This window comes from Neisseria maigaei, from assembly GCF_958267405.1.
Taxonomy (GTDB): Bacteria; Pseudomonadota; Gammaproteobacteria; order Burkholderiales; family Neisseriaceae; genus Neisseria; species Neisseria bergeri.
On record NZ_CATQFT010000062.1, the window covers coordinates 1 to 24,676 of the forward strand.

The 24,676-nt window shown below is 52.4% G+C and carries 23 protein-coding genes; 11 read left to right on the forward strand and 12 right to left on the reverse strand.

The features are described from left to right. The 5 genes from Q3O06_RS10710 to Q3O06_RS10730 all read left to right on the forward strand — a co-directional run. Positions 1-280, forward strand: a 280-nt coding sequence (locus Q3O06_RS10710) for a hypothetical protein (RefSeq protein WP_301818852.1), incomplete at its 5' end; no start/stop codon positions are given. Positions 281-633: 353 nt separating this feature from the next. After that, positions 634-921, forward strand: a complete 288-nt coding sequence (gene groES, locus Q3O06_RS10715) for a co-chaperone GroES (protein ID WP_016687158.1) — start codon at positions 634-636, stop codon at positions 919-921. A 98-nt stretch (positions 922-1,019) separates the two neighbouring features. Continuing rightward, positions 1,020-2,654, forward strand: coding sequence for a chaperonin GroEL (gene groL / locus Q3O06_RS10720; RefSeq protein WP_301818853.1), 1,635 nt, complete (start codon positions 1,020-1,022; stop codon positions 2,652-2,654). Between the two features lie 1,461 nt (positions 2,655-4,115). Beyond that, on the forward strand, positions 4,116-5,651 hold the full coding sequence (locus tag Q3O06_RS10725; protein ID WP_301818854.1) for a sodium-dependent transporter: 1,536 nt from the start codon (positions 4,116-4,118) through the stop codon (positions 5,649-5,651). Further along, positions 5,648-5,740, forward strand: a complete 93-nt coding sequence (locus Q3O06_RS10730; RefSeq protein ID WP_301818856.1) for a methionine/alanine import family NSS transporter small subunit — start codon at positions 5,648-5,650, stop codon at positions 5,738-5,740. The genes Q3O06_RS10725 and Q3O06_RS10730 overlap by 4 nt, the downstream gene beginning before the upstream one ends. Positions 5,741-5,790: 50 nt before the next feature. Here the strand turns inward: Q3O06_RS10730 and Q3O06_RS10735 are convergent, their stop codons facing one another. The 3 genes from Q3O06_RS10735 to lptM all read right to left on the reverse strand — a co-directional run bounded on the left by Q3O06_RS10735 (position 5,791) and on the right by lptM (position 7,828). After that, a complete protein-coding gene (locus Q3O06_RS10735; RefSeq protein ID WP_301818857.1) occupies positions 5,791-6,222 on the reverse strand; it encodes a toxin-antitoxin system YwqK family antitoxin in 432 nt (143 codons plus the stop codon). A gap of 204 nt (positions 6,223-6,426) precedes the next feature. Next, the gene (gene lysA, locus Q3O06_RS10740; protein WP_301818858.1) at positions 6,427-7,647 is read right to left on the reverse strand and encodes a diaminopimelate decarboxylase; all 1,221 of its coding nucleotides are present in this window, start codon (positions 7,645-7,647) and stop codon (positions 6,427-6,429) included. A 10-nt stretch (positions 7,648-7,657) separates the two neighbouring features. Further along, positions 7,658-7,828, reverse strand: coding sequence for an LPS translocon maturation chaperone LptM (lptM, locus tag Q3O06_RS10745; RefSeq protein ID WP_301668441.1), 171 nt, complete (start codon positions 7,826-7,828; stop codon positions 7,658-7,660). Between the two features lie 70 nt (positions 7,829-7,898). On the opposite strand from lptM, the gene cyaY reads away from it, so the two are divergent. The 6 genes from cyaY to mnmE all read left to right on the forward strand — a co-directional run bounded on the left by cyaY (position 7,899) and on the right by mnmE (position 14,095). Then, on the forward strand, positions 7,899-8,222 hold the full coding sequence (cyaY, locus tag Q3O06_RS10750) for an iron donor protein CyaY (protein ID WP_301818859.1): 324 nt from the start codon (positions 7,899-7,901) through the stop codon (positions 8,220-8,222). Between the two features lie 137 nt (positions 8,223-8,359). Next, entirely contained in the window at positions 8,360-8,779 is a 420-nt protein-coding gene (locus Q3O06_RS10760) for a DUF2251 domain-containing protein (protein WP_301818860.1), read from the forward strand. Positions 8,780-8,800: 21 nt separating this feature from the next. Further along, complete coding sequence (luxS, locus tag Q3O06_RS10765; protein ID WP_301818861.1) at positions 8,801-9,307, forward strand: S-ribosylhomocysteine lyase; 507 nt, start codon at positions 8,801-8,803, stop codon at positions 9,305-9,307. A gap of 135 nt (positions 9,308-9,442) precedes the next feature. Next, positions 9,443-9,598, forward strand: coding sequence for a hypothetical protein (locus Q3O06_RS10770; protein ID WP_301818862.1), 156 nt, complete (start codon positions 9,443-9,445; stop codon positions 9,596-9,598). 249 nt (positions 9,599-9,847) lie between these two features. Next, positions 9,848-12,538 (forward strand): bifunctional [glutamate--ammonia ligase]-adenylyl-L-tyrosine phosphorylase/[glutamate--ammonia-ligase] adenylyltransferase, encoded by a 2,691-nt coding sequence (glnE, locus tag Q3O06_RS10775; RefSeq protein WP_301818863.1) that lies wholly within the window; start codon positions 9,848-9,850, stop codon positions 12,536-12,538. Between the two features lie 210 nt (positions 12,539-12,748). Further along, complete coding sequence (gene mnmE / locus Q3O06_RS10780) at positions 12,749-14,095, forward strand: tRNA uridine-5-carboxymethylaminomethyl(34) synthesis GTPase MnmE (protein WP_301818865.1); 1,347 nt, start codon at positions 12,749-12,751, stop codon at positions 14,093-14,095. Positions 14,096-14,877: 782 nt separating this feature from the next. On the opposite strand, the gene Q3O06_RS10785 is transcribed toward mnmE, so the two are convergent. The 9 genes from Q3O06_RS10785 to Q3O06_RS10825 form a co-directional block, all read right to left on the reverse strand. Further along, a complete protein-coding gene (locus tag Q3O06_RS10785) occupies positions 14,878-15,825 on the reverse strand; it encodes an IS110 family RNA-guided transposase (RefSeq protein ID WP_301818866.1) in 948 nt (315 codons plus the stop codon). Positions 15,826-16,575: 750 nt separating this feature from the next. Then, positions 16,576-17,769 (reverse strand): zonular occludens toxin domain-containing protein, encoded by a 1,194-nt coding sequence (locus Q3O06_RS10790; protein WP_301818867.1) that lies wholly within the window; start codon positions 17,767-17,769, stop codon positions 16,576-16,578. Between the two features lie 2 nt (positions 17,770-17,771). Continuing rightward, positions 17,772-18,050: a DUF2523 family protein gene (locus tag Q3O06_RS10795; RefSeq protein ID WP_002248570.1), complete on the reverse strand. Its 279-nt coding sequence runs from the start codon at positions 18,048-18,050 to the stop codon at positions 17,772-17,774. Position 18,051: 1 nt separating this feature from the next. Continuing rightward, positions 18,052-19,896, reverse strand: coding sequence for a virulence factor TspB C-terminal domain-related protein (locus tag Q3O06_RS10800; protein ID WP_301818868.1), 1,845 nt, complete (start codon positions 19,894-19,896; stop codon positions 18,052-18,054). A 7-nt stretch (positions 19,897-19,903) separates the two neighbouring features. Then, positions 19,904-20,188 (reverse strand): hypothetical protein, encoded by a 285-nt coding sequence (locus tag Q3O06_RS10805; RefSeq protein WP_301818869.1) that lies wholly within the window; start codon positions 20,186-20,188, stop codon positions 19,904-19,906. 39 nt (positions 20,189-20,227) lie between these two features. Then, positions 20,228-20,449 (reverse strand): hypothetical protein, encoded by a 222-nt coding sequence (locus Q3O06_RS10810; protein WP_301818870.1) that lies wholly within the window; start codon positions 20,447-20,449, stop codon positions 20,228-20,230. A gap of 83 nt (positions 20,450-20,532) precedes the next feature. Further along, entirely contained in the window at positions 20,533-20,802 is a 270-nt protein-coding gene (locus Q3O06_RS10815) for a hypothetical protein (protein ID WP_065826236.1), read from the reverse strand. Positions 20,803-20,992: 190 nt separating this feature from the next. Continuing rightward, positions 20,993-21,922 (reverse strand): rolling circle replication-associated protein, encoded by a 930-nt coding sequence (locus tag Q3O06_RS10820; RefSeq protein ID WP_301818871.1) that lies wholly within the window; start codon positions 21,920-21,922, stop codon positions 20,993-20,995. Between the two features lie 314 nt (positions 21,923-22,236). Beyond that, the gene (locus tag Q3O06_RS10825; protein ID WP_301818872.1) at positions 22,237-24,663 is read right to left on the reverse strand and encodes a TonB-dependent hemoglobin/transferrin/lactoferrin family receptor; all 2,427 of its coding nucleotides are present in this window, start codon (positions 24,661-24,663) and stop codon (positions 22,237-22,239) included. Positions 24,664-24,676: the final 13 nt, after the last annotated feature.

A 24,676-nucleotide genomic window follows, 5' to 3' on the forward strand; every position in this document is an offset into this window, starting at 1 on the left:
TTTTATATTAACAGGGGGGGGGGGGATTTTTGCAAAGCTGATTATCGTTTTCATTTGCATTGTGTTGTTTTTTGTTGACAGGTTTTGTCGGAAATGTAAAAAACGGCGGAAATATAGTGGATTAACAAATGCGGGAATGACGAAAAGCAACCTTTCCGCGTCATTCCCGCGAAAGCGGGAATCTAGAACCCCTAACGCGGCAGGAATCTATCGGAAAAAACCGAAACCGAACAGACTGGATTCCCGCCTGCGCGGGAATGACGAAGGGTTAAAGAAATGACGAGAAACGGTGGTAATTTATCGGGAATAACCGAAAACGAACGGAAATCAGGACAAGGCGACGAAGCCGCAGACAGTACAAATAGTACGGAACCGATTCACTTGGTGCTTGAGCACCTTAGAGAATCGTTCTCTTTGAGCTAAGGCGAGGCAATGCTGTACTGGTTTTTGTTAGTCCACTATAAAAAACGGCGGAAATAAATTTTTTTCCGCCTCACTTGAATTTGCCCGCACACACCCTAATTTTGCCGACTTATACGGGCGGGCCGGCAGGCGGCAGCCCGGTTTCCACTTCAATCTGTCCGAACCGTTCGGGCAGATGATTGTTTTCAAACCATTTATCGGAGCATAAATATGACCATCCGTCCTTTACACGACCGCGTCGTCGTCAAACGCTTGGAAGCTGAAGAGAAAACCGCCTCTGGCATCGTTTTGCCGGGCGCGGCCGCCGAAAAACCCGATATGGGCGAAGTCATCGCCGTGGGCGCGGGCAAAATCGGTAAAGACGGCGAGCGCCGTCCGCTGGATGTCAAAGTCGGCGACAAAATCATCTTCGGCAAATACAGCGGCCAAACCGTAAAAGCCGACGGCGAAGAGCTGTTGGTAATGCGTGAAGAAGACATCTTCGGTATCGTTGAATAATTGTTGAATTAAGTTTCAGAACCAAAGGCCGTCTGAATCAAACATGAAGTTTTCAGACGGCCTCGAACAGATTTTTAATATTGATTTGGAGAATTTAAATGGCAGCAAAAGACGTACAATTCGGCAATGAAGTCCGCCAAAAAATGGTCAGCGGCGTGAACACTCTAGCAAACGCCGTCCGCGTAACCTTGGGTCCTAAAGGCCGCAACGTAGTGGTTGACCGCGCATTCGGCGGCCCGCACATCACTAAAGACGGCGTAACCGTCGCCAAAGAAATCGAACTGAAAGACAAGTTTGAAAATATGGGCGCGCAAATGGTGAAAGAAGTCGCGTCCAAAACCAACGACGTGGCGGGCGACGGTACGACTACCGCCACCGTACTGGCGCAATCCATCGTTGCCGAAGGTATGAAATACGTTACCGCCGGTATGAACCCGACCGACCTGAAACGCGGTATCGACAAAGCCGTTGCCGCTTTGGTTGACGAGCTGAAAAACATCGCCAAACCTTGCGACACTTCCAAAGAAATCGCCCAAGTCGGCTCGATTTCCGCCAACTCCGACGAACAAGTCGGCGCGATTATCGCCGAAGCGATGGAAAAAGTCGGCAAAGAAGGCGTGATTACCGTTGAAGACGGCAAATCTTTGGAAAACGAGCTGGACGTAGTTGAAGGTATGCAGTTTGACCGCGGCTACTTGTCTCCTTACTTCATCAACGACGCGGAAAAACAAATCGCTGCGCTGGACAATCCGTTTGTTTTGCTGTTCGACAAAAAAATCAGCAACATCCGCGACCTGCTGCCTGTTTTGGAACAAGTGGCCAAAGCCAGCCGTCCGCTGTTGATTATCGCTGAAGACGTAGAAGGCGAAGCCTTGGCGACTTTGGTGGTGAACAACATCCGCGGTATTCTGAAAACCGTTGCCGTGAAAGCTCCGGGCTTCGGCGACCGCCGCAAAGCGATGCTGCAAGACATCGCCATCCTGACCGGCGGCGTGGTGATTTCTGAAGAAGTCGGCTTGTCTCTGGAAAAAGCGACTTTGGACGACTTGGGTCAAGCCAAACGCATCGAAATCGGTAAAGAAAACACCACCATCATCGACGGCTTCGGCGACGCAGCCCAAATCGAAGCGCGTGTTGCCGAAATCCGCCAACAAATCGAAACCGCAACCAGCGATTACGACAAAGAAAAACTGCAAGAGCGCGTTGCCAAACTGGCAGGCGGCGTGGCAGTGATCAAAGTCGGTGCTGCTACCGAAGTCGAAATGAAAGAGAAAAAAGACCGCGTGGAAGACGCGTTGCACGCTACCCGCGCAGCCGTTGAAGAAGGCGTGGTTGCAGGCGGCGGTGTCGCCCTGTTGCGCGCCCGTGCCGCTTTGGAAAACCTGCACACCGGCAATGCCGACCAAGACGCAGGCGTACAAATCGTCTTGCGCGCCGTTGAGTCTCCGCTGCGCCAAATCGTTGCCAACGCAGGCGGCGAGCCTAGCGTAGTCGTGAACAAAGTGTTGGAAGGCAAAGGCAACTATGGTTACAACGCTGGCAGCGGCGAATACGGCGACATGATCGAAATGGGCGTACTCGACCCCGCCAAAGTAACCCGTTCCGCGCTGCAACACGCCGCGTCTATCGCCGGCCTGATGCTGACCACAGACTGCATGATTGCCGAAATCCCCGAAGACAAACCGGCTGTGCCCGATATGGGGGGAATGGGCGGTATGGGCGGCATGATGTAAGCAATGCCGTCTGAAGCCTTCAGACAACAAACCGCACGGTCAACGCCGTGCGGTTTTTTTTTTTGCGAATAAGTGCGGCTAAGGTGCAAACCTTAAAATTGCCAACGCCGTTCTTTGCATTGTTGTTTTTTGATACGCACGCTTTTGTTTTATAGTGGATTAACAAAAACCGGTACGGCGTTACCTCGCCTTAGCTCAAAGAGAACGATTCTCTAAGGTGCTGAAGCACCAAGTGAATCGGTTCCGTACTATTTGTACTGTCTGCGGCTTCGTCGCCTTGTCCTGATTTTTGTTAATCCACTATGATTTCCCGCCATCCCAAAAACGAAGGGCGGCAGGAATTTATCGGAAAAACAGCAACCTTTCCGCCGTCATTCCCGCGAAAGCGGGAATCTAGGTTCGTCCGGTTTCGGTTATTTCCGATAGATTTCTGCCGTGTTGGGGGTCTGGATTCCCGCCTGCGCGGGAATGACGGGACTTTAGGTTTTTGTTTTTGTTTTTCTGTTTTTGTTTTTCTGTTTTTGCGGGAATGACGAATTTAAATATTGTAGGAATGTATCGGAAATTTAATATTCCACCATAGAAATTTATCGGAAAAACAGCAATCTCTCCACCGTCATTCCCGCAAAAGCGGGAATCTAGGTTTGTCCGGTTTCGGTTATTTCTGATAGATTCCTGCCGCGTTGGAGGTCTGGATTCCCGCTTGCGCGGGAATGACGGGACTTTAGGTTTCTGGTTTTGTTTTTCTGTTTTTGCGGGAATGACGAATTTAAATATTGTAGGAATTTATCGGAAATTTAATATTCCACCATAGAAATTTATCGGAAAAACAGCAACCTCTCCGCCGTCATTCCCGCGAAAGCGGGAATCTAGGTTCGTCCGGTTTCGGTTATTTCTGATAGATTCCTGCCGCGTTGGGGGTCTAGATTCCCGCCTGCGCGGGAATGACGGGACTTTAGGTTTTTGTTTTTCTGTTTTTGTGGGGATGACGAATTTAAATATTGTAGGAATTTATCGGAAATTTAATATTCCACCATAGAAATTTATCGGAAAAACAGCAACCTTTCCGCCGTCATTCCCGCGAAAGCGGGAATCTAGGTTCGTCCGGTTTCGGTTATTTCCGATAGATTCCTGCCGCGTTGGGGGTCTGGATTCCCGCCTGCGCGGGAATGACGGGACTTTAGGTTTCTGTTTTTGTTTTTCTGTTTTTGCGGGAATGACGGGGAAGTTTGCGGTTGTTTCTTATGGAGTGGTTTTTGTATCTGGATAAAAAATTTTTCGTTTTCAAGCCTTCACTGCTTGCCATCGGCGTTAAATTTTTTTACGATAAGCACATAGATTGTAAACAATCGGCCACAAGCCGGTTTGTTTTTTCAGAAGACATTATCCCTGTCAGACGCTGTTTCTATATATTTCGCCTATAACGGCTTGTTTTTAATAAATAACTCAAGAGGTATCAACGTGTCTGATTCCAAAACGAAAGAACGCGCCACATTCAACAGCCGCCGCGCGTTTATGGTTGCCGCCATCGGGTCCGCCGTCGGCTTGGGCAACATCTGGCGGTTTCCCTACATTGCTTTCGACAACGGCGGCGGCGCATTCATCCTGCCCTATCTGGTCGCGCTTCTGACGGCGGGTATTCCGCTTTTGCTGCTCGATTATGCCATCGGCCACCGTTACCGGGGTTCTGCGCCCTTGGCTTTCCGCCGCCTCGGACGCTGGTTCGAGCCGGTCGGCTGGTGGAACGTGATGACCAATATCGTCATCTGCATCTATTACGCGGTGATTATCGGCTGGTCGGCAAGCTATGCCTATTATTCGTTCGATGCCGCCTGGGGTGCGAATCCGCAGGATTTCTTCTTTAAAGACTTCCTGCAAATGGCGGGTGCGGACGCGTTGGGCTTGGATTTTGTCGGCAAAGTTGTCGGTCCGCTGATCGGCGTGTGGATTTTCACTTCCGTCATTATGGCTTTGGGTGTGCAAAAGGGCGTAGCGGGCGCATCGTCGTTCTTTATGCCGCTGCTTTTGGTGATGTTTTTGATTATGGTCGGCATTTCGCTGACGCTGCCGGGCGCGGCAAAGGGGTTGGACGCGCTGTTTACGCCCGACTGGTCGAAGCTCTCCGACCCCAAGGTCTGGGTTGCCGCATACGGGCAGATTTTCTTCTCGCTTTCCATCTGTTTCGGCATTATGGTTACCTATTCTTCTTATTTGAAGAAAAAAACCGACTTGGGCGGAACGGGGCTGGTGGTCGGCTTTGCCAACAGCAGCTTTGAGCTGCTCTCCGGTATCGGCGTGTTTGCCGCACTGGGCTTTATGGCGCAGGCAAACGGGCAGGCGGTTAATGAGGTCGCCTCCAGCGGTATCGGTTTGGCATTTATCGCCTTTCCGACCATTATCAACCAAGCACCGATGGGTTGGCTGATCGGCATATTGTTTTTCGGTTCGCTGGTGTTTGCGGGCATCACTTCGATGATTTCCATCCTCGAAGTCATCATCGCCGCCATTCAGGACAAGCTGAACATCGGCCGCGTCAACGCCACGCTGCTTGTCTGCATTCCGATGGGCATCGTTTCCACCCTGCTGTTCGGTACGACTACGGGCGTTCCCGTTTTGGACGTGTTGGACAAATTCGTCAATACTTACGGCATTGTTGCCGCCGGTTTTGTTTATGTTGCCGCCATCATCATCAGCGGCAGGCTGACGGAATTACGCAAGCACTTGAACGCCTTGTCTTCCATCCGTGTCGGCGGCTTGTGGACGGTCTGCGTCGTGTTTACCGTCGTGATGCTCGGCTATATGCTGTATCAGGACACCGCCGGATTGTTGGAGAAAAACTACGGCGACTATCCGGATGGTTTCCTCAATATTTTCGGCTGGGGGATGTCGGCGGCACTGGTCGTAATCGGGCTGCTGCTGTCGCTGCTGCCTTGGAAACACGGTCAGGATTTTAATGTTAAAGACGAACACGAACATGAACAAGGAGAAGAAAAATGAGTACTTCCGCCATTGTGATGATGGTTGCCGCCATCGCGGTGATTTGGGGCGGGCTGCTGCTTTCCCTATTAAGGTTGCCGAACGAGTAAGCCTTTAGAGCGTTAAAAATGCCGCCTGAACTGTTCAGACGGCATTTGTTTTACGGCTGCCATTCGCGTTCCACCTTGCCCGACGCATCCAAAGTTTGCGCTCGGACGATATGCCCGTCCCGGTACAGGATGCGCGTCCGCAATATGCCCTGTTCGGTATAGCCTTGCGACCAACCTTGCGCCACGCCGTTTTCAACCGGCGTGTGCGAATGCAGTTTGCCGTTTGGATGGTAAATATCGACAAAGCGGTCGAACACGCCGTTTTTGACGATGCTTTTCAAGACGCGCCCGTTTGAAGAACGGATGCTGTACGCGCCGTCCGGCGTGCCTGAAGGCGGCCGGCTGTATGGGTTGGCGGGTTGGATGGGCGCGCTTTTCGGCAGGGTGTGAAGCGGCGGCCGGTCGGAGGGAAGGGCGGTGCAGCCCGCCGAAAGGAGGGCAGACAAAGCGGCAAGCAGGAGGATAATCGGGGCGTGCTTCATTTCAATTCCTTAGATATTGCACCCCATAAAAGGGGCGCGTAATTTTTTTCAACAATTCCCTTCGTCAGCCGGGCGAGACGGGGATTTGTTGCGTCGTCATTTGAAAACAGGCTGTGTTTGAATATTCCGCCGATGCGGTTCTAAGATGTAACTTTAAACGAGCAATGCCGTCTGAAGGCTTCAGACGGCATTTTGATGTTCGGCTTACAGGCAGGCGAGTTCGTTTGCCATTTGTTGTTCCAAGGTTTCGCGCCGGCGGATGAGTTTGTATCCGCCGCCGTCAACCAACACCTCCGCCGCACGGTTGCGCGCGTTGTAATTGCTCGCCATGCTGGCACCGTATGCGCCCGCGCTGCGGATAAGCAGCAAATCGCCTTCTTCGCAGGCAATGGTGCGGTCTTTGCCGAGGAAGTCGCCGGTTTCGCAAATCGGGCCGACGATGTTGGCAGTCAGCGGCGCGATGTTTTTTGGTTCTACCGCTTCGATGTGATGATAGGCATCATATAGGGCGGGGCGCATCAAATCGTTCATCGCCGCATCGACCATCACAAAGTTTTTCTCTTCGCCGTGTTTGACAAACTCGACGCGTGTCAGCAATGCACCTGCGTTGCCCACCAAACTGCGGCCGGGCTCAAGAATGAGTTTCAGACGGCGTGTGCCGATCAGTTTTTGAACCGCTTGGGCATACGCGCCCAAATTAGGCACATTTTCGTCTTGGTAAACAATGCCGACGCCGCCGCCTAAGTCCAAGTGTTCCAACACAATGCCTTCGGCGGCAAGCGCGTCAACCAAAATCAAAATGCGTTCGCAGGCTTCGACCAGCGGGCTTAAGTCGGTCAGTTGCGAACCGATGTGGCAGTCGATGCCGATGATTTTCAAATTGGGCTGTTGTGCGGCGTGGCGGTAGGCTTCGAGCGCGTCGGCGTAGGCGATGCCGAATTTGTTGGCTTTCAGACCTGTGGAGATGTAGGGATGGGTTTTGGCATCGACATTGGGGTTGACGCGCAGGGAGACGGGCGCGGTTTTGCCCAAACGCGAGGCAACCTTTTGAATGCGGTCGATTTCGGGGATGCTTTCCATATTGAAGCATTTCACGCCCGCATTCAGCGCAAACTCAATTTCTGCTTCACTCTTACCCACGCCTGAAAATATGGTTTTTGCCGCATCGCCGCCTGCCGCCAAAACGCGTGCCAATTCGCCGCCGGAGACGATGTCGAAACCGCTGCCCAGAGAAGCAAAGTGTTTGATGATGCTCAGATTGCCATTGGCTTTAACCGCATAGCAGACGAGCGGGGAAAGCTCGGCAAAGGCAGTTTGGTAGTGTTCAAATGCTTCGGTCAGCGCGGATTGGCTGTACACATAAAGCGGCGTGCCGAATTCTTCGGCAAGGCGGGGGTAGGGGACTTGTTCGCAAAACAGGGTCATATTTTCGTTTTCATTTTTGGGTTGGTTGGGCGGATTGCGGTTTGCCTTGAAGCTGCAAACCGGTTTGGATTGCGCCGAAACGCGCCGTATCGCCTTCTTTGGGCAGGTAGAGGTCGCCTTTGTAACCGCAGGCGGAAAGCAGGAGGGCGGTTGCCGCCGCAAAAAATACGCCGTATTTCATCGGTAAACTTCCTTCATAAGCGCGAATGTGGCAAGATTCGGCATCTTAAACAAAAAACACGCAAAAAGCTATGATGACCGAAAGCGAGTTTATCCGCGCGAGCGAAGCATTATTTGAACACATCGAAGACCAAATCGACGAAAACGGCTGGGATTTCGACTGCCGGTTTGCCGGAAACGTCCTGACCATCGAAGCCGGAGACGGCACGCAAATTATCGTCAACCGCCACACGCCCAACCAAGAATTGTGGATTGCCGCAAAAAGCGGCGGCTACCATTTCGCCGAGCAAAACGGCAAATGGCTGGCAACGCGAGACGGACGCAATTTTTATGATGTTTTAAACGAAGCCCTGAGCGCGGCTTCGGGCGAAGCGGTGGAAATTGCCGAATTGTAGTGGATTAAATTTAAATCAGGACAAGGCGACGAAGCCGCAGACAGTACAGATAGTACGGCAAGGCGAGGCAACGCCGTACTGGTTTAAAGTTAATCCACTATATAATTTGAGTATTCCCACAAAGAGAGCGTTCCCCAATGGCACAATTACCGCTATATCTGACTTCCGAAATCAAAGACTTTACTGTCGGCACGCCTAAAGTTTTAGAATCATTTTCCAAACATATCCCTTATGGCGTCGTCTTTGAAGACGACGGCGACACGGGCTACTTCTATGCCGCTTCGCAAGACGGGATTTTAGATGCCTTGCACATCTACAATGTCGAAGATGTATCCGACAAACATATCCCCAATCATGTCTTGATTTTATGGGATGATGCCTGCACCATAGCCGCATTGTGCATCAACGGCTACATCCATGCCGTCTATGATTTTGTCGAACAGGCAGGATATTGCCGCAACGGCTTCCCTGAAGCAGGCGGCGAATGGGTGAAAGTCGGAAACCGCGTCTTGTGCGATGAATTGCTGGACAAAATCCTATCCCGAAAACCTACATAAACCACTCAAAAGGATACCCAAATGCCCTTACTAGACAGTTTCAAAGTCGATCACACCCGTATGCACGCCCCCGCCGTACGCGTGGCGAAAACCATGACCACGCCCAAAGGCGACACCATTACCGTGTTTGACCTGCGTTTTTGCGTTCCCAACAAAGAAATCCTGCCCGAAAAAGGCATCCACACGCTGGAGCATTTGTTCGCAGGCTTTATGCGCGACCACTTAAACGGAAACGGCGTGGAAATCATCGACATTTCCCCGATGGGCTGCCGTACCGGTTTCTACATGAGCCTTATTGGCACGCCTTCCGAACAGCAGGTCGCCGATGCATGGCTCGCCTCGATGCGGGATGTCGTCAATGTCAAAGACCAAAGCAAAATCCCCGAGTTGAACGAATACCAATGCGGCACTTATCAAATGCACTCGCTTGCCGAAGCGCAGCAAATCGCGCAAAACGTGTTGGCGCGCAAAGTGGCGGTTAACCGAAACGGCGATTTGGCTTTGGATGAAAGCCTGCTGAACGCTTAATCTGTTTTGAAATGCCGTCTGAAAGTCAGAATCTGTCTTCAGACGGCATTTTGTTTTCCGACAGTTTATAAACTGTTGTTGTTCCTTGACAGAAACAACGACCTTATTTATTTGAAACGATTGGAGGACATGATTATGGGTTTTTGGGGTAGCGCGGCAAATTTGGCAAAAGAAGCAGGAGAAGGCGTAAAGCGATTTAACGAAAAAAGCCGTAAATTGCAGAACGAATATCAGCAGGAATCCAGTGAAAAATTACGCCGTGTCGTAAAAAGCGAAGGTTTTTTTTGGTAATACGGCACAAGAAAAAGCCATTGCCCGCAAAGTTCTGAAAGAACGTGGCAAAGGCTAAACGAGGGCAGCGGCATTTGCCGCTGTTTTTTATCGGTAGGCATCCGTCCGAATATCGGGGCAAGGTTTCAGACGGCATCGAAGGTTGCTATGATATAGTGGCTTGACTTTAAACCGGTACGGCTTCGCTTTGTCCTGATTTAAAGTTAAGCCACTCTAACATTCCCGTCATCCTTCCAAACGGAATCCGAAATGTCCGACAACCGCCTCGACACCGCCCGCCGCCATTCCCTGTTCCTTACCCGCCAGCTCGACAACGGCAAACTCAAGCCCGAAATCTTCCTGCCCATGCTGGACAAGGTGTTGACCGAAGCGGATTTCCAAGCCTTTGCCGATTGGGACAGAATCCGCACGGAAGAAAACGAGGAAGAATTGGCGCGGCAATTGCGCGAGTTGCGCCGTTATGTCGTGTCGCAGATTATCGTGCGCGATATAAACCGCATCAGCGATTTGAACGAAGTAACCCGCACGATTACGCTGTTTGCCGATTTTGCCGTCAATACCGCACTGGATTTTGCCTATGCCTATTATCGGGACATGTACGGCACGCCGATCGGGCGTTATACCAAATCGCCGCAGCATTTGAGCGTGGTGGCGATGGGCAAGGCGGGCGGCTATGAGTTGAACGTGTCTTCCGACATCGATTTGATTTTTATCTATCCCGAATCGGGCGATACTGACGGCAGGCGCGAACGGGGCAATCAGGAGTTTTTCACCAAAGTCGGGCAGAAACTGATTTCGCTGCTGAACGACATTACCGCCGACGGGCAGGTGTTCCGCGTCGATATGCGGCTGCGGCCGGACGGCGATTCGGGCGCACTGGTGTTGAGTGAAACCGCGCTGGAGCAATATCTGATTACGCAAGGGCGCGAATGGGAACGCTACGCGTGGTGCAAAGGCCGCGTGGTTACGCCGTATCCGAACGACATCAAATCGCTGGTACGCCCTTTCGTGTTCCGCAAATATCTGGATTACAGCGCGTATGAGGCGATGCGCAACCTGCATCGCCAAATCCGCAGCGAAGTCAGTAAAAAAGGCATGGCGGACAACATCAAACTCGGCGCGGGCGGCATCCGCGAAGTCGAATTTATCGCCCAAATTTTCCAAATGATACGCGGCGGACAAATGCGCGCGCTGCAACTGAAAGGCACGCAGGAAACGCTGAAGAAACTTGCCGAAACCGGGATGATGCCGTCTGAAAACGTCGAAACCCTGCTCGCCGCCTACCGCTTCCTGCGCGACGTCGAACACCGCCTGCAATACTGGGACGACCAGCAAACCCAAACCCTGCCCTCCTCGCCCGAACAGCAGCAACTGCTCGCCGAAAGTATGGGTTTCGACAGCTACGCCGCTTTTTTAGACGACCTCAACGTTCATCGTAACAAAGTCAATCAGTTGTTCAACGAAATCTTGAGCGAACCCGAAGAACAAACGCAAAGCAACAGCGAATGGCAGTGGGTTTGGCAGGATAAGCCCGACGAAGAAGGGCGGCAATGCCGTCTGAAGGCGCACGGGTTCGATGCTGAAGCCGTCGCCGCAAGGCTCGACCAAATCCGAAACGGTCATAAATACCGCCACCTTTCCGCACACGCCCAGCCGCGTTTTGACGCGATTGTGCCGCTGTTCGTACAGGCGGCGGCAGAGCAACCCAACCCGACCGATACGTTGATGCGGCTGTTTGACTTCCTCGAAAACATCAGCCGCCGATCCGCCTATCTCGCCTTCCTCAACGAACATCCGCAAACCTTGGCGCAACTGGCAGAGATTATGAGCCAAAGCTCATGGGTGGCGGCGTATCTGAGCAAATATCCGATTCTGCTGGACGAACTCATCAGCGCGCAGCTTTTGGATACCGCATTCGACTGGCAAGCCCTCGCCGCCGCCCTTTCAGACGACCTCAAAGCCTGCGGCGGCGACACCGAAGCGCAAATGGACACCCTGCGCCGCTTCCAGCACGCCCAAGTCTTCCGCCTCGCCGTCCAAGACCTCGCCGGACTGTGGACGGTAGAATCCCTTTCCGACCAACTCTCCACCCTCGCCGACACCATCCTCGCCGCCGCCGTGTCGTGCGCGTGGGCGGATATGCCCAAAAAACACCGCGACACGCCGCAATTTGCCATCATCGGCTACGGCAAACTGGGCGGTAAAGAGCTCAGCTATTCCTCCGACCTCGACTTGGTCTATCTTTATGACGACCCGCATCCCGATTCAGGCGACGTGTACAGCCGCCTCGCCCGTCGCTTGACCAACTGGCTTTCCGCCGCCACCGGCGCAGGCAGCCTCTACGAAACCGACCTGCGCCTGCGCCCCAACGGCGACGCAGGTTTCCTCGCCCACAGCATCGCCGCCTTTGAAAAATACCAGCGCGAAAACGCCTGGACATGGGAACACCAGTCCCTCACCCGCGCCCGCTTCATCTGCGGCACACCTGAAATTCAGACGGCCTTCGACCGCATCCGCACCGAAATGCTGACTGCCGAGCGCGACCCAACCGTTTTAGCAGGCGAAATCATCGAAATGCGCGAAAAAATGTTCCCCACCCATCCGCCGGTCGACAGCAACGTCAAATACGCGCGCGGCGGCGTGGTCGACGTCGAATTTATCGTCCAATACCTCATCCTTGCCCATGCCCGCCAGTATCCGCAACTCTTAGACAACTACGGTAACATTGCTCTCTTGAACATCGCCGCCGACTGCGGCCTCATCGACAAAACCCTCGCCGAACAAAGCCGCACCGCCTACCGCTTCTATCGCCAGCAACAGCACAACACCAAATTGCGCGACGCGGAAAAAACCGAAGTAAGCGACGAATTGCTGTCCCACTACGGCAATGTCAGGAAATTGTGGCGGGAAGTGTTCGGCGAAGAAGCCAAAACGCTTTGAGCTTAAAGCAAGTTCAGATAAGAACACCCATGCCGCGAGGGCATTCGATACGACAGAAACGCACTGTAGCGGCGGGTTTCACACCTGCCCAAACTACGTCCGTTCCGACATCTTCCAAGCGACCGTAAAAAATGCCGTCTGAAAGCCGAACCGTCGGACTTCAGACGGCATTTGCTATAATCGCGGCTGTTTTGAATTTTCGGGGGTTTTATGTCGGATAACGTTCCAACGATTGCGGCAGTCGCCACCGCACCAGGGCGCGGCGGCGTGGGCGTGATACGCATATCGGGGAAAAACCTGCTGCCGATGGCAGAGGCTTTGTGCGGTAAAACGCCCAAGCCGCGCGTGGCAACCTATGCTGATTTTACGGACGCGGACGGACAGGCAATCGACAGCGGGCTTTTGCTGTTTTTTGCCGCACCGGCAAGTTTTACGGGCGAAGATGTCATCGAGCTTCAGGGACACGGCGGGCCGGTAGTGATGGATATGCTGCTGAACCGCTGTTTGGAACTGGGCGCGCGCCTTGCCGAACCAGGCGAGTTTACCAAACGTGCGTTTTTGAACGACAAACTGGACTTGGCACAGGCGGAAGGCGTGGCGGATTTGATTGACGCATCCAGCCGTTCGGCGGCGCGTCTGGCGTTGCGCTCGCTCAAGGGCGATTTTTCGCGGCGGATACACGGTCTGGTCGAAGATTTGATTACCTTGCGGATGCTGGTCGAAGCGACGCTGGATTTTCCCGAGGAAGACATCGATTTTCTCGAAGCGGCGGACGCACGCGGCAAATTGGACGGCTTGCGCCGCGCCGTGGATGATGTGCTTGCCAACGCGCAGCAGGGCGCGATTTTGCGCGAAGGTCTGAATGTCGTATTGGTCGGCGCGCCGAATGTGGGCAAGTCGAGCCTGCTGAACGCGCTGGCGGGCGACGAAGTGGCGATTGTTACCGATATTGCCGGAACGACGCGCGACGCGGTCAGGGAACGTATCCTGATTGATGGCGTTCCGGTGCATATTGTCGATACGGCAGGTTTGCGCGAGACGGACGACGTGGTCGAACGCATCGGCATCGAACGCAGCCGCAAAGCCGTATCCGAAGCCGATGTCGCGCTGGTGTTGGTCGATCCGCGCGAAGGCGTGAACGACAAGACACGGGCGATTTTGGACGCGCTGCCGTCGGAGTTGAAACGCATCGAAATCCACAGCAAGTCGGATTTGCACGCACACGCGGCAGGCGGGTTCGGTACGGGCGCGGAAACCGTCATCGCGCTGTCGGCGAAAACCGGCGACGGCTTGGACGCGCTGAAACGGACGCTGTTGCGCGAGGCCGGTTGGCAGGGCGAAAGCGAAGGGCTGTTTTTGGCGCGGACGCGGCACGTCAACGCACTCAAAGCGGCGCAGGAAGAATTGTCGCTGGCGGCATTGTGCGGCAACCATCAAATCGAGCTGTTTGCCGAACACTTGCGGCTGGCTCAGGTCGCGTGCGGCGAAATCACGGGCGAGTTTACGGCGGACGACCTGCTCGGCGTGATTTTTTCGAGGTTTTGTATCGGCAAATAAGCTGGCAGGAGGCATCGTGGCGGTGTCCGGCTGAACATTCCGTTATCCCATAAAAACGGGAATCCGATCCGTTCGGTTTTGGTTTTTTTTTTGAATTTCGGGCAACGCTTGAATCTTCATTCCGCGCAGGCGGAAATTATCGGCGCGGTACGGCAACTTTTTTCGATATGAAAAGACCGTCATTCCTGTAAAAACAAAAAAAAAATCAAAAACAGAAAACTGAAATACCGTCATTCCCGCGCAGGCGGGAATCCAGCCCTGTCGGCACGGAAACTTATCGGATAAAACGGTTTCTTTAGATTTTACGTCCTAGATTCCCGCTTTCGCGGGAATGACGGGATTAAAGTTTCAAAATTTATTCTAAATAACTGAAACTCAACGAACTAGATTCCCACTTTCGCGGGAATGACGGGATTAAAGTTTCAAAATTTATTCTAAATAACTGAAACTCAACGAACTAGATTCCCACTTTCGTGGGAATGACGAGATGTAGGTTCGTGGGAATGACGTGGTGCAGGTTTCCGTGCGGATGGCTTCGTCATTCCCGCGCAGATAGTGTATTGCTTCGTCAATAAACTTTACATTTTTTAAAGGTGCAAGAAGTCCCGCCCTGCGGTGCAGTGCTTACTCTTTTTTTCCGTCAAGGCTTCTTTTATCCAACGGTTCGGGGGCGCGGGGGGCGGTGCCCTCACACGCGGCTTAACGCCGCTCGCACCTTGCTTCGCAAGGGCGGTAATCGGGCATCCGCGCCCCCGAACCACAATCAACGGTTTCTTGTTTCTCTATATCTTCCTGTATCGGCTTCTGTCGAATTCTTCGCCGTTTTTCAGCAGATGAAACGCGATGACGGCAAGTTTACGCATGATGGCTACGATGATGACTTTGGGCGGCTTGCCCTTGGCTTCCAGCCTTGCGGTAAAGTCGGGAAATGCGCCCATGCGGTAGGCTACAAGGGCAGGCATATACAATGCTGCCCGTATGTCGGACTTGCCTATCTTCGATATGCGCGTTCTGCCGTTGACGCTCGTCCCCGATTGGTGCTGTTTGGGGTCTAGCCCTAGATAGGCAGTTAGTTGTTTTGCGTGGGTAAAGCGTTCTGTGATGACTGCACAGAGCACTGCGGCGGCGCTTTCGCCTATGCCGTCTATGGTCTTCAGCCGCTTTCTGCGGCTGTCCTGTTCGGGATGGCTGCGGTAGTACGCTTTGAGGTCTTGTTCAAGGCGGTTCAACAGTTCTGTGAGGTGTTCAATGGTACTTTGTATGTGGGGTTTCAGGTAATCGGGGGCGGTCTGCCGCTTAGTCTGCTCTGCGGCTCTCTGCCGTTTGGTTCGGGCGATGTATCGGACAAGCTCCTGCAATTGTCTGTGTTCGGGTGTGAACGGCTGCCATTGTTCGGGTTTCATGGCTTGGCAGTATCGGGCTATCAGCTTTGCGTCCTGTCTGTCGGTCTTGCTGCGGTTCATTACCGCCGTGCCAAATCCTTTGACAGTACGGGGATTGACAACACTCATTTTGTAACGACGGGCAAGGGCTTTTGCCGATTCTTCGTAATATGTGCCTGTTGCTTCGCAACAGCAGTGCAGGGTGTGGTCTGCGCCTTGTTCGTCAAGCCACGTTTGCAGCTTGTCTATGCCTACGCTGTCGTTCTTAAACTTGCGTTCATAAAAAATGCCGTCTGAAATCAGACAGCAGTCTAGGGTGTTCTTTGATACGTCTATACCTAAGTGCATTGTGTTTTACCTTATGTTTCGGGCTCTTGTCCCTTGATAGTGTTCAAACTTCAAATGCGATAAACCCCCGTCCCAATCTGCGCGACATGCTCGGACATCGGCGGGTTTATTCGGGTTCGGGGGTTTTGCTTGGGGTTTCGTCAAACGCCAAGCAGTCAGTGAACGGTTGCTGTTTTGAACACTGGCTGCTTGAAGCTCATAGATTTGCGCCGCATTCGCGGCGCGGCGGCGCTGTGGGGACACCCCCCTCGCGCTTATCGCCAATCCCCCCCCGCGCTTCTCGGCTGTTTGCGGCTTCGCTCGCAAAGTGCGCTGCTTCGCCTGCCTGTGGCTCAAGTTGCTTAATCGGAAAGGCTTTGCGGGGACTAGCCCCCGCACCCCCAGTCTCACTTGCGACGCCGCGCGGGCAGGGGGAACGGCGCAAAAGGCGCGCGCCTATCACCCTGCCCACGGGCAGAGTGTGTTCTTTTGGCGGGGCGGCAAGGGGTATCCGTAAAGAATCATAAAGGCAAAAACCCGCCTTTACGATTCTTTACAGACATCCTCCCCCTGCCTTGGTAAAGGTTACTAGGGCGAAACGGTTTTTTTAAGAGGTTGGTTAAGAATACTTGTTTATAAAATAAATTGCAATAAAATCAACAAGTAGGAATAACAAAACGGGCAATATAAAATACTTCTTCACGCCTGCCCAACCGCCTTTTTTATAGTAGCAACGGGTTGCCCATATGCCGAGTAAAAAGCCTGCTCCCATTATGTCCCACCTCCTACCACGCCGCCGCCTATGCCTTCAAAAGCCCTGCCGCGTTCCTCCCAGTTGTCGTACATGAGATTCTGCTGCGGCTTGCCGCCCATTACGGCAACTTTGCCGCCCTGCGGTGCTTCTGGCTTCGGTGTCGTGGTTTCTGTTGTTAATCGGTTACTTTCTTTGTACGGATTGTATATGCCGTTTTCAACATAATCAAGACATTGGGATTTTTTCATGTCTTTTATCGGCGTTGCCTGCTCCGTGTAGCAGGTGCAGCGGTTTTCTGATTTGACACATGCAACGGGATACGGCATGGTTTTTACGGCTTTGTTCATGCCGTCATAAATGGGGGCGGTTTCGGGTCTGCCTTCGATACGGGGGCGGTAGTCGTCCTCTGTGAGATAGGCGGCTTTGCGCTCTGCCTCCTGATCCGCCTGTGTCTTGACCCCCTGCGGCTCTGCGCTGCTTTGCGGCTCTTGGACTGCCGTCCCGCTTCCTCCGCCGTATGGCGGCGGCAGCGTTTCGGCAGTCTGCGCCACTGGCGCGGCTTTTATTGCCTTGTCGGGGGTCTGCCAACTGCTGTACAGATAGTAGCCTGCGCCGATTATTGCGGCGAGGACGACGGGGAAGATATAGACAACCCTTGAAAGCCGCGTGTTGATTTTGGTGTGTTCTTCGGCGGATTTGTACACGCCGAACGCGCGTTTGTCCAAGGTGTACACGCTCTTCACGCCATCGGCGATGCTCTGGCGACTTTGAGGGTCTCCGCATCCTTCCCATTCCACCATTCGGCGAACGCCCAGATTAGTTTTACTAATATGGTAATGATGCTCGATCAAGGTTCTTACGTTTACGTCTATCAGGCGCGGATGCTGTGTCAGCAGGAAGATGTCTATGCCCATGTGCCTGTGTGTTTCAAGCTCTGCAACGTAATCGGGTACTTTTGAACCGCTTGGACGTGGGCGGAATATGCGCTGGCATTCGTCAATCACAAGTATTGCGCCTGTAGGCGCCCACTTGTACCACGTCTTCATGCTCTCCCCTTCGGGTATCGGGAAATGCGGTATTACGTCTTCTTTGACTTCGGGAATGCCATCAAGATAAAGGGGGCGATTCTTGAGGTCTTCCCTTGTCATAAGATCTGAAATCATCTTTAGGGTCTTGCCCGAACCGGGTACGCCTGTTATCAAATATAGCATTATTATCCTTTCGTCATTGATGCCGACAGTTTGGAAACTGCTTTAAGTGAAGCGATAAACGCAAATGTACCGAAAATCCAATTAAGGCATACGCCTATACCTGCGATATAGGCTAGTTGCAATGCAACTTCGGGAATGCCTCCTATTTGCTGCTGTACGCTAGAAAGTAAATAGCCTTGAAGTTCGTTCAGCCCGACATAGGACACGAACGACACGCCGAGGGCGGCGACGACTTTACCGGCGAATGTCGTTAAAACGGCGGTTAAGAGTTTTCCCCACATGTCAAAGCTCCTTAACGGCGGCATATGCCATCATTGAACAAGTTATCATCGTGGCGAGAATGATAATCGGGCGAAGCAGTCTTAAAATACGGCATGCTTCGTCATAGTTCACGTCAATCGTGCCAAGCAAGCCCATTTGAACATTAACGCCCGACGGACAAACGCCGTCTGTTGCAAATGCGTCAACGGGTTTTAATTTCCCTAGGTCCATGGTTCTTTCAGGGATTATTAAGTCTTCGTAATCATAGTTTTCAGGGGGATTACCGCCTGCTTCCGTTTCGGGACGGTTCTGCTGTCCGTTTGGGGCGGTCTGCTCCCCGTTCTGTTCGCTTGGTGCAGGTGTTACGTTGTTATGCCCAACGGTTGGGGCAGGTGCGACGGTCTGCCGCGCTGGGGCTTGGCTGCTGTTGGGTTTCAAATCGGGGCGGGGTATGGCGGTTGCGGTTACATTGCCTTTGTCGTCCAGCTTGAACAAGGTCTGTTGCGGTACGTTCGAGCCTTCGGGCGTGAACGGTGCTGATAAGGCTGTTGCAGGGGCAAAGCTGTTTGCGGTTGTGGCTTGGTCTATCACGCCGCCCAGTTTGGCAAGCTGTTTCATCAGCTCTGCATGGTTGGTGTTTTGGTCTTCAAGCATTCTGTTCAGAATGCCCGCTACTTCCTGCTGATTCAGCATGAAGTCTTCGGGATTCGGGTCAGGTGCTATTTTTATGCCTTTGGAATCTGGTGAGTAAGCTTTTACAGATAAGCCAATACCATAATAACCTTTGTAAACACCGTTCGACATATATCTTGGAGTGTTTTTGTACTTAAATTTGTAAGTTGTTTTAAGACCATAAGCATTAATATTTACAGTTTCGCCCCATCTTTCTTGATCATAAAAATATCCATAAATAAGATCGCCTCCGTTATTTTCTAAATACGCAATTGTCCATTTATTCTCTTCTTCAAGTACCTCGCCGCCGTTTCCGTTTGCTGCGTATCTGTAACCTACTTCTTTAAAACGAATTAGAAAGGGTTTTAAGACTTTGCCGTTTTCATTTTTGGGCTTGAGTTGCTCTTTTGCGAGTTCTTCGGCTCTCTCTGCTTCTGCGGCTGCTGTTGCTGCCTTGGCTGCCGCTGCATTAGCTACGGCTGCGCGGAAATCGCCTGCGCGTTCGGCTTGGGCTTGGGCGGCTTTTGCCTTCGCTGCGGCTTTCTTGGCGGCAACCGCGTTTGCTTCCCTATCGGTTTTTTCGGCGTGTACTTCGTGCTTGCCGTCTAAGTAGCCTTGCCCGAACCTACCTATTAAATCCGCCGTTGATTGCCCTGGACTTGAAAAAAAACCGTCTACAAATTTAAATACAGAACTAAAGCCCTGCCATGCAGCATCTTTATAATCGCCTTTGGCGATTGCACTACCTAACTTTTCAACATGTGGTGCTGCCGAGTTCATGCCATTAGCAAACCCGAAACCCACCGCAATCCCATTTGATGCCGTCTGAAGCTTGCTTACACTTACATCCTGCCGCTGAACCGTGGCAATCTGCGCCTTCTCTCCGTGAACGCCCGTTACCGTTACGGTCTTCGGCTGGCTGCCCGTAATCGTGCCTCCGTCTTTCTTGACTTCGGCTCTACCCGCATTCTGCGCATTCACGCGCCAAACGCCTGTATCAGGGTTATAACCCATGTTCCGCAACGCCTGCTCACTTGGAAACGAGGCGTTTTGATGCTGCGCGGGGGGCGGCATCGCCACGTCTGCAAATGCAAATTGAACGGTTACTGTTTGTATGCCAAAAGCAGCAACGACAACGCTACAAACATGCCTGGAATTGCTGCTATTAAAAATTCGGTTTCGGGGTTCATTCATCACACACCTAGATTGTTTTAATTGCCTTTAAAAGCACGATAATTACAAAGACTATTGCCGATGCGCCTGCAATGGTCTGTCCTGTATATTCGCCGAATGACGCATATTGTCCGTACTCACAATATGGGAAACTCATCTTTACCCTCTGATGCTCATACATCCAGCTTCTGCCGTTATAAAACGGCATATTCAGATTTCCGTCTTTATCAAAAGACGGTATGACCTGACTCATCACAACGTCCGTTGCTTCTTTTTCTGTTCGATAACAGATTCTGCCGACCTGATAGCCCATTTCTACACCTTAAAAAAGGGGCTTTCGCCCCTTTGCTGCTTAGCCCACAGTACCGGAGCCGCGTTTGCCGACACGGATGGTTGCGAATGCGACGGCAATACCGATGGCAATTACGCCAATCGCTACGACGCCTTCTTTCAATCCACCCAGTTCGGTTGTGATTGTGTTCAACAGTTGATTGTCAGCCGCCATTGCAGATGCTGACGCTACGGCGAGGGTTGCCGCTACTGCGGCATTCTTCAGTTTTTTCATGATGTTCATGATTTTTTTCCTTTCGGATAGGTTAATAAAAGGCGGCTTGGTTGGGGTCTGTACAGCGGCAGCCGCCGAACCGCTTTAACTGGTTATGCTTCGTCTGAATAATAGATGTTGTCTTTGAATGCACGGGGGAAAACCTGCATAGAGACGATTTGCTGAGGTTTATAGCCTTCATATTTTTCAGGGTGTTTTGTACGAACTTCGCAAAGGCGCGTTTCAGTTTCGCTACGTATAATCAATCCGACATAATGCGTCTTGGTAAATGTGCCGTCTTGGTTTTTGCGTTCACGTGTAAACATGCGGTCAAATGCGGCAATGACGAAAATACCTTGTCGGCGTTCTGTTTCTTGAGACATGATGTTTTTCCTTTCACTTCGGTTTAAAAATCTGCTTCGCCTGTCTTCCTGTTCAGGCTTCTTTCATTCAACGGTTCGGGGGCGCGGGGGGCGGTGCCCTCACACGCGGCTTAACGCCGCTCGCACCTTGCTTCGCAAGGGCGGTAATCGGGCATCCGCGCCCCCGAACCACAATCAACGGTTTCCTGTTTCACGCCATATTGATAATGGTTTCGCGGTTGTAATACGCCCATTTCGGGCTGACAAAATCCGTCAGAATACGGTTGTAGTTCTCTTCGTTCATGGGTTTCAGTGAAATTCCGTAAAAAAGTTCTACATGCGCTTTAATCAGCGGCTCAATGCAATAAACCCACTTTTTGAGGTTTTCGCGCCATTTGCGCGAACCCTCCGATACAAACGAAAAATTGCTTGTCGCAATCTTCCACAATTGTTTTTTGCCGATTGTTGTACGGATAAGGCGGTAGCCTTTGTCTTCGGGCAGACGGCTGTTAATGTGTTTTGCAATGTACTTGCCGACATATCGGGCAAGTCCTTTGCTGTTGGTTTTGACGGGCAGCAGTTCGGAACGCCCGAAACCGTACTTTTCCATGTTTTCCCGAAGGACTTGCCATAGTTGGCGCAGGTTTTTGTTGGCACTTGTGTAATTACGGGCTTGGATTTGTCGGAAGTTCAGACCACGGCGAATGTCTTGGCGTGTGTTGACGATGAGATGAAAATGTATACGACCGCTTTTCATGCGTTCGTATACGCAAATATAGTTTTCAAAATGCTTTTTAAGAAAGTTTGTACGGAGGCTGTGAAAGCGGCGGCTCGCCTCTTTAACGTCTTGCACGTCGTCGGCGAAAGTGAGGGTCAGGAATCCGCATTTTTCGATTCCAAACGTTTCAATGAACTGTTTTACGTTCAGTTCTAAGGCATGTGAAGATTTTTTGTACGAGGTAGAAAACTCGTTCAGATTTTGGTCTGATTTGATGAATCTTTCGTAAAAAGCGGGGGTTTGTTTGGTGTTGTTTTGATTAGGGTTTTCTGTGTCAATGCAGTTGTTACTATTTAGACAAGGAAGCGGCGGACGCTTCGCGTCTGCCGTCTGGTTTATTTGAAGTTCCTGATGGAATGACATTTTAGACCCCTCTCAAATATCGGTTAATCGAATTTGTCAAGGGGTTTCAATCAGTTTTTACACTCCCTTAACTGGGGTGCAATATATAAGGCGGGAATCCAGGTTCGTTGAGTTTCAGTCATTTCCGATAAATTCTTGCAGCTTTGCGTTTCTAGATTCCCACTTCCGTGGGAATGACGGAGAGTTGCGGGAATGATGGAGAGTTGCGGGATTGGGCTTGGTACAAGCCTGAAAGGGGGCGGCGGTGCGACCGTAAAAAATGCCGTCTGAAACCCAAATCATCGGGTTTCAGACGGCATTGGCACATCAGGAGCTTAGAACTTCGCTTCGATGGTGAAATTGTAGCTCCTGCCCGGCGAGGTAAAGCGTTGGATGCCGGCGTGGGTTTTGTTGTCAACGCGGTTGACCGTGCCGAACTCGCGGATGCTGCGTAAAGATTCCCAAGTGTAGTACTGCTTGTTGGTAATGTTGTACGCGGCGGCGCGGAGCGTAACCTGTTTGCCGATGTTGAGGTAGGCGGCAAGGTCGAACAGCGTATAGGCCTTGCTGTGTTTGGCATAAGGCCACGGGTTGTTCAAGTCGTCGTTGCTGTGGACGGTGTCGGACGGCTTTTTGGCGGCGGTGCGCGTGGCGTAGGCGTTGATGCCCCAGCGTTTGGAAGGCGCGTCATAGCCCAGGCTGTAAACCGCCGTCCACGGCGAAAGCGCGTTGATGGGCGTTTCTTTGCCGTTGTTTTGCGTTGCCTTGCCCTTGATGTAGCTGACGTTGAGGCCGGTGTGCAGCCCTTTGGGCAGCCCGATGCTGTCGAGGTTCCAAGTGCCGTTAAACTCTATGCCTTTCACCCAGGCGGCGGTGCGGTTTTGGTTTTGCCAAACGGGCGTGCCGACCAATGCCGTGCCGTTTGAAAGCGGGGCGTAGCGTGGATTGTTTTTATCGTTTGACGAACCGCCCATATACGTCAATTCGATAAAGTCGCGGTATTTGGTTTTAAAGCCCGAGAGCTTGAAGTTGCCCGCCTTGCCGCTGCCCGCCAGGCCCAATTCCCAGTTTTTGGCTTTTTCGGCTTTCAGTTCGGGATTGGCTTTCAGGTAGAAATCGGGGTGCGGGAACAAGAGCCAGGTTTCGTCCGAAGTCGGGGCGCGGAAGCCGGTGCTGTATTTTGCCAACAAGTGCAGATGCTTGGTAAACCGCCAGTCAAATCCCGTGCCGTAGCTGAAGCCGGCGTGCGCGCGTTCCGAACCCAAATGGGGAATCTGCATGCGGATGGCTTGGGGGTATTTCGGATCGTCTTTCGCGCTGCTGCTGTTTTTGTCGTAGCGTATGCCCGCGTTCAGACGGAAGCGGTCGTTGCCGCCCAAGTGAAACGCATTGTTCCAATAGGCAAATTTATATTTCGACCGGTTTTCGATCAGCATCGTGATTCTGGTATCGCTGGTAGTGGGGATTTTGGGGTCGTACAGTTTTACGTCATAGCTGTCACTCAAGTTGGCATTGTCCCCCTTGCCGCCGCCCAAGCCGTATTGCGCCGCCCAAACGGCTTTGGAAAAGTCGAGTTGTTTTTCAAAATCGGCAGTCCATTGCGCGGTGTTTTGGCGGATGTGGCGGAACGAATGGTAAACCTCGCTGTTGATGCCCTTTGTATCGTAATCTTTCGGGATGTCCCAAGTCCAGGTGTCCATATCGATGCGTTGTTTGTCGTAACGCAGCTTGAGGCTGTCCCACGGGCCGTGTTCCAACTCGTTTTTGTATTCGACGCCGGTGCGGCGGCGGTAGCTCACGTCTTGGCGGTGGCGGTAGTCACCCGTCGCGGGAGAGTAAGTTGTACCCACCCACAAATTAGACAGCTCGTTGGTAAAACGGTCGGTGCGCGAGTCTTCAAAAATCCAGCCGATGCGGTTGCGGTCGTTGAAATTGTAGCCCAGCTTGAACAGGGTGCTTTTGTTTACCCATTCTTGCGGGTCGGGGCGGGAGCGGGCAACCCCTGCGGCTTCATAGTCCTGGTAACTGCTGAACGGTTTGTTTGGGTCGAAAACATATCCCTTGTTTTTAATGGGGACATCGCCCTCGGTCGAGCGGTTTTTGGTTTCTTTGCCGAAGCGGCGGGTATAAACCAATAAGGCATCCAAACCAAAGAGCCTGCCGGCGGCGGTGATGCTGCTGAACTTCTGGCTGTTTTTGCCGACGCTTCCGCCTTTTATCCCCAAATGGTAGGGCTTGCCTTCGGAAACATAATCGCTTGCGGATTTGGTTTGGTAATTGACTGCACCGCCCAATGCGCCGCTGCCGGATTTGAGCGAGTCCGCGCCTTTGGTGATGGTTACTTCCGAGAAGTTTTCCGGCTCGGAAGTATTGCGGTTGGCGTTGAAGTTGCCGTATGCGCCGAACAATTCTTGGAAGGCTTCGGAAGAGCGGCTTTCCGCCTGCGCCAGCCCGTCAACGTTGATGGCGACGCGGTCTTTGTCGACACCGCGTATGGTAAAGCCGTTGGAGCCCGCCCTGCCGCCTTCGACGACGGAAATGCCGGGGTCGTAGCGCACCAGGTCGTGTTCGTCGTTGACCAAGAGCTTGTCTAAGGTTTTTCGGCGGATTTTTTCTTCGCCGAGTTTTTGGGTTTTGTGCGTGCCGGTAACGGTGATTTCGTTCAGCGTTCGGGCGGACTGCGGCGCGGGGTCTGCCGCAAAGGCGGGAAACGCTTGGGCGATGGAGGCGGCAGCCAATACGGGCTTGAAGGGGAAGGGCATAAGAAAACCTTTT